The 13539-nt window shown below is 67.7% G+C and carries 15 protein-coding genes; 12 read left to right on the top strand and 3 right to left on the bottom strand.

The window, feature by feature from the left end; genetic code table 11:
* Nucleotides 1-22: 22 nt before the first annotated feature.
* The 7 genes from PSS76_RS01515 to PSS76_RS01545 all read left to right on the top strand — a co-directional run bounded on the left by PSS76_RS01515 (nt 23) and on the right by PSS76_RS01545 (nt 6818).
* Nucleotides 23-556, top strand: coding sequence for a single-stranded DNA-binding protein (locus PSS76_RS01515; protein ID WP_005516768.1), 534 nt, complete (start codon nt 23-25; stop codon nt 554-556).
* A 39-nt stretch (nt 557-595) separates the two neighbouring features.
* Nucleotides 596-838: a 30S ribosomal protein S18 gene (gene rpsR / locus PSS76_RS01520; RefSeq protein ID WP_005516769.1), complete on the top strand. Its 243-nt coding sequence runs from the start codon at nt 596-598 to the stop codon at nt 836-838.
* 17 nt (nt 839-855) lie between these two features.
* Nucleotides 856-1311, top strand: coding sequence for a 50S ribosomal protein L9 (gene rplI, locus PSS76_RS01525; protein WP_005516770.1), 456 nt, complete (start codon nt 856-858; stop codon nt 1309-1311).
* 511 nt (nt 1312-1822) lie between these two features.
* On the top strand, nt 1823-3211 hold the full coding sequence (gene dnaB, locus PSS76_RS01530) for a replicative DNA helicase (RefSeq protein WP_005516772.1): 1389 nt from the start codon (nt 1823-1825) through the stop codon (nt 3209-3211).
* An 80-nt stretch (nt 3212-3291) separates the two neighbouring features.
* Nucleotides 3292-3834 (top strand): putative immunity protein, encoded by a 543-nt coding sequence (locus tag PSS76_RS01535; RefSeq protein WP_064059474.1) that lies wholly within the window; start codon nt 3292-3294, stop codon nt 3832-3834.
* Nucleotides 3835-4133: 299 nt separating this feature from the next.
* Nucleotides 4134-5597, top strand: a complete 1464-nt coding sequence (locus tag PSS76_RS01540; protein WP_005516774.1) for a glyceraldehyde-3-phosphate dehydrogenase — start codon at nt 4134-4136, stop codon at nt 5595-5597.
* Between the two features lie 234 nt (nt 5598-5831).
* Nucleotides 5832-6818, top strand: coding sequence for an NYN domain-containing protein (locus PSS76_RS01545; RefSeq protein WP_005516776.1), 987 nt, complete (start codon nt 5832-5834; stop codon nt 6816-6818).
* A gap of 12 nt (nt 6819-6830) precedes the next feature.
* On the opposite strand, the gene PSS76_RS01550 is transcribed toward PSS76_RS01545, so the two are convergent.
* Nucleotides 6831-8429 carry a Na+/H+ antiporter gene (locus tag PSS76_RS01550; protein WP_005516777.1) on the bottom strand — a complete coding sequence of 533 codons (1599 nt, stop codon included), beginning with the start codon at nt 8427-8429 and terminating at the stop codon, nt 6831-6833.
* 65 nt (nt 8430-8494) lie between these two features.
* Here PSS76_RS01550 and PSS76_RS01555 point away from each other — a divergent pair, with 65 nt between their 5' ends.
* Complete coding sequence (locus PSS76_RS01555) at nt 8495-8824, top strand: UBP-type zinc finger domain-containing protein (RefSeq protein ID WP_022598545.1); 330 nt, start codon at nt 8495-8497, stop codon at nt 8822-8824.
* Nucleotides 8825-8929: 105 nt separating this feature from the next.
* Nucleotides 8930-9097: a hypothetical protein gene (locus PSS76_RS01560; protein ID WP_013417608.1), complete on the top strand. Its 168-nt coding sequence runs from the start codon at nt 8930-8932 to the stop codon at nt 9095-9097.
* Between the two features lies 1 nt (nt 9098).
* On the opposite strand, the gene PSS76_RS01565 is transcribed toward PSS76_RS01560, so the two are convergent.
* Nucleotides 9099-10331: an MFS transporter gene (locus tag PSS76_RS01565; protein ID WP_064076382.1), complete on the bottom strand. Its 1233-nt coding sequence runs from the start codon at nt 10329-10331 to the stop codon at nt 9099-9101.
* 122 nt (nt 10332-10453) lie between these two features.
* Here PSS76_RS01565 and PSS76_RS01570 point away from each other — a divergent pair, with 122 nt between their 5' ends.
* Entirely contained in the window at nt 10454-11455 is a 1002-nt protein-coding gene (locus PSS76_RS01570) for a LysR family transcriptional regulator (RefSeq protein ID WP_064059472.1), read from the top strand.
* 1 nt (nt 11456) lies between these two features.
* Here the strand turns inward: PSS76_RS01570 and PSS76_RS01575 are convergent, their stop codons facing one another.
* Nucleotides 11457-12176, bottom strand: a complete 720-nt coding sequence (locus PSS76_RS01575; protein WP_064076380.1) for a DNA alkylation repair protein — start codon at nt 12174-12176, stop codon at nt 11457-11459.
* Between the two features lie 82 nt (nt 12177-12258).
* On the opposite strand from PSS76_RS01575, the gene PSS76_RS01580 reads away from it, so the two are divergent.
* Complete coding sequence (locus tag PSS76_RS01580; RefSeq protein ID WP_005516783.1) at nt 12259-12942, top strand: type 1 glutamine amidotransferase domain-containing protein; 684 nt, start codon at nt 12259-12261, stop codon at nt 12940-12942.
* A gap of 171 nt (nt 12943-13113) precedes the next feature.
* Nucleotides 13114-13536 (top strand): YciI family protein, encoded by a 423-nt coding sequence (locus PSS76_RS01585; protein WP_005516784.1) that lies wholly within the window; start codon nt 13114-13116, stop codon nt 13534-13536.
* The last annotated feature ends 3 nt before the right edge of the window (nt 13537-13539 follow it).

The following is a 13539-nucleotide window of genomic DNA, read 5'->3' on the forward strand; positions in this document are numbered from 1 at the left end:
CACAAACAGCAGGAGGAACCACATGGCAGGCGACACCGTAATCACCGTCATCGGAAACCTGACGGCTGATCCCGAGCTTCGTTTCACCCCGGCGGGTGCCGCGGTCGCGAACTTCACCGTTGCGTCCACGCCCCGCACCTTCGATCGTCAGACGAACGAGTGGAAGGACGGCGAAGCGCTGTTCTTGCGCTGCAACATCTGGCGTGAGGCTGCGGAGAACGTTGCGGAGAGCTTGACCCGTGGCTCGCGAGTGATCGTGAGCGGACGGCTCAAGCAGCGGTCGTACGAGACCCGTGAGGGCGAGAAGCGCACTGTCGTGGAGCTCGAGGTCGACGAGATCGGCCCGTCGCTCCGTTACGCCACTGCCAAGGTCAACAAGGCCAACCGCGGAGGCGGTGGCGGTGGTGGCTTCGGTGGTTCTTCCGGCGGATCCGGCGGCGGACGTCCGGCGTCCAACTACAACAGCAGTCCCGGCGGAGAAGATCCGTGGGGCAGCGCGCCGCAGGCGGGCTCCTTCGGGGGCTCCCGCGGCGGGGACGACGAACCGCCGTTCTGATCCGTACCCGATCGGAACATCCAGAAAACGGAGATAGACATGCCGAAGCCGCCGCTGCGCGACAAGGTTATGAAGAAGAAGGTCTGCACGTTCTGCAAGGAAAAGAACACGCAGATCGATTACAAGGACACGGCACTGCTGCGTAAGTACGTCAGCGACCGCGGCAAGATCCGCGCCCGCCGCGTCACCGGCAACTGCGTCCAGCACCAGCGGGACATCGCGGTTGCCGTGAAGAACTCGCGTGAGGTTGCCCTGCTGCCTTACGTCTCGACGGCTCGCTGAGGAAAGGGAGGGACGACATGAAGCTGATTCTCACCGCTGACGTGGAAAACCTCGGTGCGCCCGGCGACACCGTTGAGGTCAAGGACGGCTACGGCCGTAACTACCTGCTCCCCCGCGGCCTGGCCATCGTCGCCACCCGTGGCGCCGAGAAGCAGGTCGAGGGCATCCGTCGTGCGCAGGAAGCGCGCGCGGTCCGTGGCCTCGACCACGCCAAGGAGCTCAAGGCTGCCATCGAGGGTCTCGAGGGTGTGTCGCTGTCGGTGAAGACCGCCGGTGACTCGGGCAAGCTGTTCGGTTCCGTCACCGCGGCCGACGTTGCAGGCGCCATCAAGGCTGCCGGCGGCCCGGTCGTCGACAAGCGCAGCCTGGAGCTGCCGAAGGCCCACATCAAGGCCACCGGCAAGCACCAGATCGTGGTCAACCTGCACCCCGAGGTTGCTGCCAAGTTCCACCTGAACGTCGTCGCCGCCTAGTCGACACGTTCGGTCGAAGGGCCCCGCGGACTCCTGGTCCGCGGGGCCCTTCGCGTTGTTGGGGACGGCTTGTGGATAGATTCGCCACCCGGTGCCATTTCTATGACCTGAGTCATACTCTCGTTGGACGTTTGTTTACCCAACACGCCCGGCTTGTCAACTTGGCCGACACGCCGAGAGAACTTCAATCCACAGGGTTGTGAAATCGAAAAGTGCCATCTACCTGCGAATTGTTGAGTGTGATGTTCATCGATCCACAGGTTGTCCCCAGTTTTCCCCAGCCGGTTAACACTCGAGGGTTCCGCGTCCCCAATTCATCCACAACTGTGTACACAGGCCGGTTTGATGTGGGCTCCTCGAGACCCCTAACGTCGCTGCGAGCATGTCTCTCGAGGCGCCCGCGGGGCGGCCGGGATTTGTCGGGGGACGCGAGTACAAAGAGAGTGCAGGACGCCGCCCGGACCTCGGTTCGGTAGGCGTCGCGGGCTCGTTGCGGGGAAGGACGGTCGCGTTGGCGGTTGTAGATGATCGAGGCCACTCCGAGTACCCGGGACCCCCGGAGGAGCCCAGCGAGGAGTTCGGCCGGCAACCTCCGCACGACATGGTCGCCGAGCAGTCGGTGCTCGGCGGCATGCTGCTGAGCAAGGACGCGATCGCCGACGTCCTCGAGGTGCTGCGCCCGGGCGACTTCTACCGGCCCGCACACCAATCCGTCTACGACGCGATCCTCGACCTCTACAGCCGAGGCGAGCCCGCCGACCCGGTGACGGTCTCTGCGGAACTGGATCGTCGCGGCGAACTGCGCCGCATCGGCGGCGCCCCCTACCTCGTGACCCTCACCCAGACCGTCCCCACCGCCGCGAACGCCGCGTACTACGCCGAGATCGTCGCGGAGAAGTCCATCCTGCGTCGCCTCGTCGACGCCGGCACCCGCATCGTGCAGTACGGCTACGCGGGCTCCGACGGCCAGGACGTCGCCGAGGTGGTCGACCGTGCGCAGGCCGAGATCTTCGAGGTCACCGAGCGGCGCACCACCGAGGACTTCATGCCGCTCGAGGAGCTGCTGCAGCCCACGATGGACGAGATCGACTCCATCGCCAGCCGCGGCGGCATCTCCCTCGGCGTGCCCACCGGGTTCAGCGAACTCGACGAGATCACCAACGGTCTTCATGCAGGTCAGATGATTATCGTGGCGGCTCGTCCGGGCGTCGGCAAGAGCACTATCGGCATGGATTTCATGCGGTCGTGCTCGATCAAGCACGGCATGGCGAGCGTCATCTTCTCGCTGGAAATGAGCAAGACCGAGATCGTGATGCGTCTGCTGTCGGCGGAGGCGAAGATCAAGCTCTCGGACATGCGTTCGGGCAAGATGACCGACGACGACTGGACGCGCCTGGCGCGGCGGATGAGTGAGATCAGCGAGGCCCCGCTGTTCATCGACGACTCCCCCAACCTGACGATGATGGAGATCCGCGCGAAGGCCCGCCGGCTCAAGCAGAAGCACAACATCCGGCTGATCGTGATCGACTACCTGCAGCTGATGTCGTCCGGCAAGAAGGTCGAGTCCCGTCAGCAGGAAGTCTCGGAGTTCTCGCGAAGCCTCAAGCTGCTCGCGAAGGAACTCGAGGTTCCGGTGATCGCGATCTGTCAGCTCAACCGTGGTCCCGAGCAGCGCACGGACAAGCGCCCCCAGGTTTCCGACCTCCGCGAGTCCGGCTCGCTCGAGCAGGACGCCGACATGGTGATGCTGCTGCACCGCCCCGACGCCTTCGAGCGGGACGATCCGCGCGGTGGTGAGGCCGACATCATCCTCGGCAAGCACCGTGGCGGTCCGACGGCCACCATCACCGTCGCGCACCAGCTGCACTACTCGCGGTTCGTGGACATGGCGCGGGGGTAGTTGCTGCCGCCGCACGCGAGCTGCCCGCCGGAACGCCGCGGGAGGCCCGCCGTAGGCCCGCGCGGTGAGAGGCTGGGGTCATGACCGTGGTTTCCGGGGACTTCGAGCTGACGATCGAGGAGCTGCGATGTGTCGCGCGGTACGTGGTGGAAAGCGCTGAGGAAGTCCTGCCGGTGTTCGAGGCCGTGAGTCCCGACGATCCGCGGCCCCGTGCAGCCGTCGATGCGGCGTGGGAGTTCGTCAACGGCGCGAGGAGGACCAATTTGCAGCGCCGGACGTCGCTGGACGCACACCGGGCGGCGAAGGAGGCGCCCACTGAGGCGGCCCGTCTGGCCGCTCGCGCTGCCGGCGATGCGGCGTCCGCCGCTTACTTCCACCCGATCGCGAAGTCTCACCAGGTCGGTCACATCCTGCGCGCCGCTGCAAGTGCGGCGCGCATCGGTGAGTTGAACGCCGGCGACGATGCCGACGTGGGGAACGAGCTGATCGAGCGGGCGCGGCAGCGCGCCACACTCACGTTGACCGACGTGCTCGGCCGGTATCCCGCCGCGCAACCGGGGAAGGGCCGCGTTGCGGAGCTGATGTGTGCCCTCGACACCGCTCTCCGCGCGACGAGCCGGTAGGGCCGGGACGCCGGGATTTCGACCCGATGACGCGGCCGCAGGCGCCACGCCGCCCCCCTTCGCCGGCCCGGGAAAACCCGTCCGGGACTCGTCCGGAGCCGGTGGCTTGGCAAGCTGATCCGGGGCGGCCTGACAGCTCCGGGAGACGCTGCATGTGTGGTGCCGGTAGGCCCGCCGAGACGCTTCAATATGCTGGGTGCGCACACGCCGTTCTCCGCCATACCGGCATATGACGTGCGTCTCATCCAGCCCGGCGTCCCACCGAGCACGCCAATGAGCCAGAAAGACAGAGGAACGCAGTGAGCACAGCGGAACTGACGCAGTGGAACTCCGAGGAAGCCCTCGCCGAAGCGATGATCCCGATCATCGGCGGTCTGCACCGTAAGCACTCGGTGACCATTCTGCTGCACAGTCGTTCGTTGGTGAACAAGTCGGTCATCAAGATCCTGAGGACCCACCGCTTCGCCCGACAGATTCGTGGCGACGAGCTCTCGGTCGAGGAGACCTTCCCCTTCCTGGAGGCGCTGACCGACCTCGATCTGCGGCCGTCGAAGATCGACCTCGGTCTGCTGGTGACCGCGTACCACGCGCACGGCGCCGGTGTGCCGATCCCCGAGTTCGTCGCGGAGAGCCTCGCCGACCTGGTCGGTGGCGCACAGACGAGCCCCGCGCGGCCGCAGGACGTCGTCCTCTACGGCTTCGGCCGTATCGGCCGTCTCGTGGCGCGTCTGCTCATCGAGAAGGCCGGTTCGGGCAACGGCCTGAACCTGCGTGCCGTGGTCGTCCGGAAGGGTGGCGAGGACGATCTGGTCAAGCGTGCGTCGCTGCTGCGTCGTGACTCCGTCCACGGTCAGTTCAACGGCACGATCAAGGTCGACGAGGCGAACAACGCCCTCATCGCCAACGGCAACGTCATCAAGTTCATCTACAGCAACGATCCGACGACGGTCGACTACACCGAGTACGGCATCGACAACGCGATCCTGATCGACAACACGGGCATCTGGCGTGACCGCGACGGGCTGTCGAAGCACCTGCGCCCCGGTGTGGCGAAGGTGGTGTTGACCGCGCCCGGCAAGGGCGACGTCCCCAACATCGTGCACGGCGTCAATCACCGCGACATCGATCCGGACGAGCGCATCGTGTCGTGCGCGTCCTGCACCACGAACGCGATCGTCCCGCCGCTGAAGACCATGGACGACGAGTTCGGCGTCCTGCGTGGCCACGTCGAGACCGTGCACTCGTTCACCAACGACCAGAACCTGCTGGACAACTTCCACAAGGCCGACCGTCGTGGTCGGTCCGCGCCGTTCAACCTCGTCCTCACCGAGACGGGTGCGGCCTCCGCGATCGCGAAGGCGCTCCCGGATCTGAAGGCCAAGATCACCGGCAACTCGATCCGCGTGCCCACGCCGGACGTGTCGGTCGCGATCCTCAACCTTCAGCTCGGCCGCGAGGCCACCAAAGACGAAGTGCTCGAGCACCTTCGTCAGGAGTCGCTGACGGGTGTGCTGAGCCGCAACCTCGACTACACCGCGGCAACCGACGCCGTGTCGAGTGACTTCATCGGCTCGCGGGCGGCATGCATCATCGATGCGAACGCCGCGATCGTCGAAGGCGACACCGCGATCCTGTACGTCTGGTACGACAACGAGTTCGGCTACTCGTGCCAGGTGGTGCGCACCGTGCAGTACCTGTCGGGCGTGGAGTACCCCATCTACCCGACCGTCGACGCGGCCGTTGCCGCCGAAGTGGTCGCCTAGCGTCTCGGGTCCGCGTCACGACCCACCGGATCGCAGCTTCGTCCGGACGGGATGCGGGTGATCATTCGCCGTGTTCACTCGCATCCCGGCCGGCCACGGGCCCGGCGGACCCCGCGCGGTCAGGGCACGTCGGATCGAAGCCCCGTCCAGCTCCTGTCGACGTAGAAGCCTCGGCGGTCTGCGCTGTCGAGCGAGTTCACCGTGGGCGTCGGGTCTGCGTGCCATAGTGAGCGGATGCGGTCGACCTGCTCGCTCTACATCGATGCCGGGTACCTGCTCGCCTCGGCGGCGACCCGGGTCACCGGCACCTCGCTCCGCGGTGGGATCCACGTCGACTACGCCAAGCTCGTCAGTTCACTCGTGGACGCGGCGCAGGCCCGGTCGGGACTTCCGGTTCTGCGCGTGCACTGGTACGACTCGGCTCGCAACGGTGTTCCGGATCCGCAGCAGGAGCGCATCGGCGAGCTCTCCAAGGTCAAGCTCCGGCTGGGCCGGTTCGGGGTCAACGGCGAGCAGAAGGGTGTCGACCTGCGGATTGGCCTCGATCTCGTGGCCCACGCGCGCAACGGTGCCTCCGACGTGTTCTTCCTCGTGTCGGGTGACGACGATCTGACAGAGGCAGTGGACGAGGCGCAGGTCCACGGAGTCCAGGTGGTGGTGTTCGCCGTGCCGTCCGCCGAGGGCAAGCCGCACGGCGTGAGCCGGCACCTGGTGCGGGCGGCGGACGAACTCGACATCATCGAGGGCGCCGCGGTCGACGACGCCGTCCTCAAGGTCGATCGACAACCGGTTCCCGAGCCCGTTGCGCCGGAGACGGTGTCGGCGACACCCGCGACGGTGGCGGCGGCGCGGCCGACCCGCACCCCGCTCGATCTCGCGTCCCTCCCGCACAGCCCGGCACCGGCGCGGCCGACCAGCGTGCTCGCCTACAGCGTCTCCACCGGGTCTCAGGCGCAGGCACTGCCGGGATACGGCCACACCGAGAACCCCGAGCACGACCGGTTGATCGACGAGGTCGTGATGCGAGTCATCGCCTCGTTCCAGGAGAGTGCCACTGCTGCAGACCAGTTGGAGCTCCTGCGGGCGAAACCGTCGATCCCCCACGACATCGACCGAGCTCTTCTGCTCGACGCCTGCGACGTGATGCAGAAGTACGACCTGGACGAGGGAATCCGATACCGCTTGCGAGCGCGCTTCTGGGAGAGGTACGACGAGTCCTGAACCGCGGTGGCTCTACTCCCGGTTCAGCGTCGCCTCCTCGAGATCGAGTTCGCGCAACACCTGGCGCAGCACGTCGTCGTCGATGCGGCCGGTGTCGCGTTCGGCGATGAAGACGCCGCGCTCGGTCTCGAGCATCTGCAGACGTAGTGCGCGGAAGGCGGCGGACGGACTCTCGCCCAGCTCCGCATCGCTGCGGCCCAGTCGTTCCCATGCCGCGTTGGCGCGGTGTTCGCTCCACGCCCGCAGAATCTCCGCCGCGCGCTGCCGGACGGCGGCCGGGTCACCGTCGGTGTCGGCGACCAGTTGGTCGAGCACCTCCGTCGCGGCCCGCGCCGCCTTGTCCTGTGCGGCGGCGAGGGTGACTGCGTCCCTGCGGCGTTCCTCGGAATTGTCGACTCCGAGGCGAGTGATGAGCCACGGCAGGGTCAGCCCGTGCAGCAGCAGGGTGCCGACCACGACGACGAACGTGATGAACAGGATCATGTCGCGTCCGGGGAAGGGGGCGCCCGAGTTGACCGTGAGCGGAATAGCGAAGGCCGCGGCCAGCGAGACCACGCCGCGCATCCCGGACCATGCGAGTACGAACACCGCTCGCAGGCTCGGCGCAGGCTCCCGCTCGCGGATGCGCGCGGACATCATGCGGGGCAGGTAAGCCGCGGGATACACCCACACCACCCGCACCAGAATCACGGTGGCGAGTACGGCCGCGGACGCGCCCACCACCTCGATCGCACTGCGATCGTGCAGTGCCCGTACGACGCCCGGCAGCTGCAATCCGATCAGGAGAAACACGAACGACTCGAGGACGACGTCGACGGCCTTCCACACCGCGGTGTCCTGTAGGCGGGTCGCGTAGCCGGCACTGGTCGACCGCTGGCCGAGATACAGCCCGGCGACGACGACGGCGATCACCCCGGAGCTGTGGACCTCCTCGGCGGTCAGGTAGGCCACGAACGGGACGATCAGGCCGATCCCGCTCTCCATCACCGGATCCGAGAGCCGAGACCGGATCGCGGCGACGACCACTCCCACCGCGAAGCCGATCAGGGTTCCGCCGATGGCGGCGCCGAGGAACGTGCGGACTCCTTCCAGGAGTGTCACTCCGGTGCCGATCGCCGCGGCGAGCGCGACCCGGTACGCGGTGAGCGCGGTCGCGTCGTTGAGCAGGCTCTCCCCGCCGAGCAGCGTCATGATTCGCCGGGGCAGGCCGAGTCGGCGTCCGATCGCACTGGCGGACACGGCATCCGGTGGGGCCACCACCGCCCCGAGCACCAACGCGGCGGCGAGCGGGAACTGGGGAATGACGAGGTAGGCGACGAGCCCGACGACAGCCGTGGTGGCCAGCGGCAACCCGATGGCGAGCAGCGCGATGGGACGCGCATTGCGGCGCATCGCCGGCGACGAGCTGTCTAGGGCAGCGGAGTAGAGCAGGGGCGGCAGCACCGCGTACAACACGAGATCGGGATCGAGTGCGGTGTCGGGCAACCCCGGGATCTGTGATCCGGCCAGGCCGACCAGGACCAGCAGCAGCGGCGCCGACCAGTTCAACCGGCGCGCGACGGCGGCGGTGAGCAGCGCCACCACCGCGACGGCGAGCAGGGCCACGTTCACGGCGGTTCTCCGTCCGACGTTTCCGGTGTGGATATCGCTCCTTGAAGCATGCAGGATGGGAGGTGATGAAGAGAGCACTCCGACGTGCGGCGGACGCCATCAGGGCCGGATCCTCGGATCCGGCCACCGGCACGTCGTGCGTGGAGCTTGCGGAGGCCACCGGCGCGGACCCCGCGGCGAGGACGCCCGGTCGCTGCGAGGAGTGTGCGGCGCTCGGCGAACAGAACTGGGCGCACCTGCGGATGTGTCTCACCTGTGGGCACGTCGGATGCTGCGATTCGAGCCCGCATCGGCACGCGACCGCGCATTTCGCGCAGACGGGACACCCGGTCATGCGTTCCCACGAACCGGGTGAGACGTGGCGGTGGTGCTACCGGCACGCGGAGATGGGCTGATCGTCTCCGACTCTTCCGTGGCGTCCGCGAGCGTGGTGTTCTAAATAGGTCACTGCCCCGGTCTCGGGGACCGGGGCGGATCACTCGACTGTCGAGGAATACGCCATGACGACGATCCATCTGCACGAGAAGACGACCGCGACACCGGAGGAGTTCCTGGCCGGTCTGACCGATTTCGGGCCCGGTCGCGGGGAACTGTTCGGCAACAGCACCGACGGGTATCTGAAGGTGCACAGCGAGGGCCCGCACGACGCGGACGTCACGGAGGGCTGAGTCACGCCACCGGCGCCCCGTCGGCGGCGTCGGGCACATCGGCTCGTCTCGGCAACAGAAGTGGCGTCGCGAGAAGCAGGACGCCGGACGCGGTGATCGCCGCGAGCGGACTGGTCAGCGTGGCCAGGACGCCCCAGGCCGCGACGAGGGCGGCCTGGGCGAGCCTGCTGCTGACGCTCCACGCGGTGAGGACCCGCGCGGTGTGATCGGCGGGGGTGCGGCGCAGGCGTTCGGTCGCGTTGACGGGGTTGAAGACGCCCATGCAGACGATCAACAGGCTCTCGACGACGATCACCGTGAGCAGGCCGGTGACGCCCGGTCGGACGAGCGCGAGGCCCAGTGGAAAAACGGAGCGCAACCAGCCGGAGACGGTCATCACCCGGTGCCGCCCGTAGCGGGCGACGAGACGCGCGGAGAGGCGGGCGCCGACGAGACCGCCGAGCGCCGGGACGCCGAAAAGGAGTCCGTATTGCCAAGCCGGGAAACGATATTCGTCGAGCAGGAGAACCGTCAGGACGGGAACCGCGGCCATGATCAGACTACCGACCGTGACCGAGTTGAGGAACAGGCAGCGCAGGACACGGTCGTGGAGGATGAATCGCCACCCGGCCAGCAGGTCGCCGGCACGCATCACCGCGATCGGATCGAGGGGCAGCGCGACGTCGTCCCCACGGATGCGGCGGATTCCGAGCGCGGACAGCAGAAAGCTGAGGGCGTCGACGGCGACGGTGACGACGGGTCCGAGCAACCCCACCAGCGCCCCGCCGAGCGGTGGCCCCATCGCGGTCGCCATCCAACTCGTCCCCTCGAACCTGGCGTTCGCGACGAGCAGATGCTCGCCGCGGACGAGGTGTTTCAGGTAGGCCCCGGAGGCGGCGGTGAAGACGATGCCGGCTGTACCCGACGCGACCGAGACGATCAGCAGTTGTCCGTAGGTCAGCACACCCAGGGCGTACGCGAGGGGCACGCTCGCCGTCGCGAGGAACCGGGTCAGATCCGCCGCGACCATCACCGGCCGCTTGGCGCAGCGCTCGACCCACGGTGCCAGCGGGACCGCGGCGAGCGCGGCGACGGTGAGTCCGGCGGCTTCGAGCAGCGAGACGGCGAAAGCCGTGGAGTGCAGCACCTGCACCGCGATGAGGGGAAAGGCCCCGAACGCGATCCAGGTGCCGTAGGTGCTGACCGCGTAGGCCGACCACAGCCGGCCGAGGTTGCGTCGCGACGACCCGTCCATGCGCCTCCTCTCCGACAACCGATCCGCGGGTCTCGAATGAGAACAGCTGCGTCCGTGCCGGATCAAACAACGCGGGAAGCGGTGCGCCACAACGTTCGGTTGTGCGGGCATAGGCTCGGAAGATGGACACCGAGGGCTTGCGTTCGTTCGTCCGGGCCGCCGAGCTCGGGCAACTACGGCATGCGGCGGACGAACTGGGGGTGACTCAGCAGGCCGTCTCGAAGCGGATCGCGGCTCTCGAGCGCGAGCTGGGCGTGCGACTGTTCACCCGCACGCCTCGGGGCGTCCAGCTGACGCTCGACGGCCAGGCGTTCCTGCCTCACGCGCGGGGCATCGTCGCGGGCGTCGACCGGGCAGTCGCCGCGGTGAGGCCCGGGTCGCGGGCGCTGCGCATCGACGTCCTCGGGCTGAGGTCCGCGCAGGCCGTTGTCCTGCACGAGTATTGGCGGATGCACCCCGACGTCGAGCTCGACGTGGTGACCCTCAAGGTCGACGACCCGCGGGTGGCGGTGGCCGCCGTCGAAGCGGGTGAGATCGACGCTTCCTTCCGCTCGGTCACCGATCCGGCGATGTTGCCACGCGACGTGCGGATGATCCCCGCGTTCGACTCGCCGCTCGAGCTTCTCGTCGGGCCACGGCACCCACTGGCCTCCGCACGGACGCTGACGCCGCCGCAACTGCGTCGGCATCGGATCTGGGTGCCGGGAATGGTGCCCGGCAGCGAATGGTCGGAGTTCTACGATCAACTCGCCACCGCGTTCGACCTCCGCATCGACGCCGCCGGTCCGAACTTCGGCAACGAGGTTCTCCTCGACACGCTCGCCGACTCCGCCGACGTTGCCACCCTGATCGCCGCGCGCGATCGGTATCTCTGGCCGGTGCACTACGATCTGCGGCGAATTCCGATCGTGAATCCAACTCTCGCATACCCGATCTCGCTCCTCATGCGGGCTACCGGCGCCCACCCGGCGCTAAGCGGGATCGTCGACCACCTGAGCGCTCTGACGCCCCTCGCCGTGGGCGCCTGGCGACCGTCCTGGGCGCCGGCTCCCCGCGGAGTGGACGGCACGGTCGCCGACCGGAGTCCTACCGACCGGCCACCGAGATCCGTCGGTACCCCGTGACCTACTTCGGTTCCCGTCGGCGCACCATCTCGTCGATCCAGACCGGCGCGAAGGGCGAGGTGCAGTTCGGCGGCGTCGGATAGTCCTTCAGGACTTCGAGTCTCTCGCCGATGTCGATCGCCCGCGCCCGGAGTTCGCGGTGGTGGATGCCGATGGTGGCCAGGCACTCGTTCATCGCCCACTGCAGGCGCTCGGGGGCGTCCTTCATTCGGGTCTCGATGGTGTCGAGTAGCCCGGAAAGATCGAGCCCCTCAGGCGATTTCGCGACACGATCGCTGGTGAGCGTCCATCCGGCGGCGGCGACGGCGGGGTCGGGATCGGCGAGCCACGCGGTCCGCAGTTCTTCGACATGCGCGTTCTTCTTCACGACGTTGCTCACGAGCCATCCGTGCACCTTGGGGACCCGCGCATCGCGGAGCATGGCATCCAGTTCCGCTGCGCTGTAGGCCTTGGGGCGGCTGATCAGGATCGCGACGAGCCGGGCCGCGGTGTCGCCGGTCCCCCACAGCTGCCCCGCGAGGGCGTGCTGCGTCTTCAGGCGCTTGGCCACCGCCCGCAGCGCGGTGAGGTTGACGCCGTGATCGTCCCCGTGCCGTTCGTTGACCGCACGGATCTTCGGATCCTCGAGGGCTGCCAGCTCGGCCAGTATGTCGTCGACCGTCGTCTCCGGTGTCGTCGTCACAACCGCCTCCTTCCCCTCGATCCAGCGTACGGGCCGCATGTGGCGTTTGCGGCGATTGCCCGGGCGATGGACGCGGCACTCGATACGGTGGACACGACTCGGCCGACAGGGAGGACCGACCTTGACCAGGCGCATACTGCACGTCGTCAGCAACGTCGCGCACTACGACGATCCCTCCGAGCCGACCGGCTTGTGGCTGTCGGAGTTGACCCACGCCTGGGAGGTATTCGAGAAGCGCGGGTTCGAGCAGCGCATCGTCAGCCCCAAGGGTGGGCGTTCGCCGCTCGAGCCACGCTCGCTCAAATGGCCGAACATCGATGCGACGGCGAAGGCGTGGCTGGCCGACGAGGCCCGCATGGCGTTGCTGGCGGACACGGCGCGACCGGACGAGATCGACACCGCGGACTTCGACGCGATCTATCTCACCGGCGGACACGCCGTCATGTGGGATTTCCCGGACAGTCTGGGCCTGCAGCGCCTCACCTGCGACATCTGGGAACACGGCGGGGTCGTGTCCTCCGTCTGCCACGGCTACTGCGGCCTGCTGAACGCGAAGCTGTCCGACGGCACGCTGCTCGTCGCGGGACGCCGGCTCACCGGCTTCTCGTGGCGGGAGGAGGTGCTGGCCAGGGTGTCGAGGAAGGTGCCGTACAACGCGGAGGAGGAGATGAAGCAGCGCGGTGCGCTCTACGAGCGGGGCACGCTGCCCTTCACCTCCAAGGTCGTCGTCGACGGACGTCTGGTGACCGGTCAGAATCCGCAGTCGGCCGCGGCCACGGCCGAACAGGTCGCCGCGCTGCTCTGACGTCACGTAACCGACGCCACGAAACCGACGCCGCGACGCGGAGAGCGATGCCGAGAGCCCGGACTACCGGCCCCCGAAAAATAATTCTCGGCACCTGTCGATCCGCCGTCTTCCCGTTCGACGTCCTGGATGAGAGGGTCGATTCGCGACCCCGGACGAAGGAGCGGACACATGAAGTACATGCTGATCATGCGCGTCACCGACGAGGCGATCGAGGCGTCGAAGGACATCCCGTTCGAGCAGATCATCGAGGACATGGGCAAGTACAACGAGGCGATGATGAAGGCCGGTGTGCTGCTCGCCGGCGAGGGTCTCTCCGACGCGCAGGAAGGCTTCGTCGTCGACTTCACAAGCGAGACCCCGCTGGTGACCGACGGCCCTTACGGTGAGACGAAGGAACTGTTCAACGGCTTCTGGATCCTCGAGGTCGCGTCCAAGGAGGAGGCCGCCGAGTGGGCCAAGCGCGCTCCGCTCGGACCCGGAACCAAGCTCGAGGTGCGCCGGGTGACCGGCCCCGAGGACTTCCCTCAGGACAACGAGTGGATCGAGAAGGAAGAGGGCTGGCGCGAGGAACTCGAGAACCGCAAGGCCTGACCG

Origin of the sequence: Prescottella sp. D32 (genome assembly GCF_037287305.1) — a bacterium.
In the GTDB taxonomy this organism is placed as follows: Bacteria; Actinomycetota; Actinomycetes; order Mycobacteriales; family Mycobacteriaceae; genus Prescottella; species Prescottella equi.

Excerpts from the sequence above, each read along its gene's own strand:
- rplI (WP_005516770.1), top strand. The coding sequence starts at position 856 with ATGAAGCTGATTCTCACCGCTGACGTGGAAAACCTCGGTGCGCCCGGC.
- PSS76_RS01545 (WP_005516776.1), top strand. The coding sequence starts at position 5,832 with ATGCGGTCGACCTGCTCGCTCTACATCGATGCCGGGTACCTGCTCGCC.
- PSS76_RS01535 (WP_064059474.1), top strand. The coding sequence starts at position 3,292 with ATGACCGTGGTTTCCGGGGACTTCGAGCTGACGATCGAGGAGCTGCGA.
- PSS76_RS01585 (WP_005516784.1), top strand. The coding sequence starts at position 13,114 with ATGAAGTACATGCTGATCATGCGCGTCACCGACGAGGCGATCGAGGCG.
- PSS76_RS01565 (WP_064076382.1), bottom strand. The coding sequence starts at position 10,331 with ATGGACGGGTCGTCGCGACGCAACCTCGGCCGGCTGTGGTCGGCCTAC.
- PSS76_RS01570 (WP_064059472.1), top strand. The coding sequence starts at position 10,454 with ATGGACACCGAGGGCTTGCGTTCGTTCGTCCGGGCCGCCGAGCTCGGG.
- PSS76_RS01515 (WP_005516768.1), top strand. The coding sequence starts at position 23 with ATGGCAGGCGACACCGTAATCACCGTCATCGGAAACCTGACGGCTGAT.
- rpsR (WP_005516769.1), top strand. The coding sequence starts at position 596 with ATGCCGAAGCCGCCGCTGCGCGACAAGGTTATGAAGAAGAAGGTCTGC.
- PSS76_RS01560 (WP_013417608.1), top strand. The coding sequence starts at position 8,930 with ATGACGACGATCCATCTGCACGAGAAGACGACCGCGACACCGGAGGAG.
- PSS76_RS01575 (WP_064076380.1), bottom strand. The coding sequence starts at position 12,176 with ATGCGGCCCGTACGCTGGATCGAGGGGAAGGAGGCGGTTGTGACGACG.
- PSS76_RS01555 (WP_022598545.1), top strand. The coding sequence starts at position 8,495 with ATGAAGAGAGCACTCCGACGTGCGGCGGACGCCATCAGGGCCGGATCC.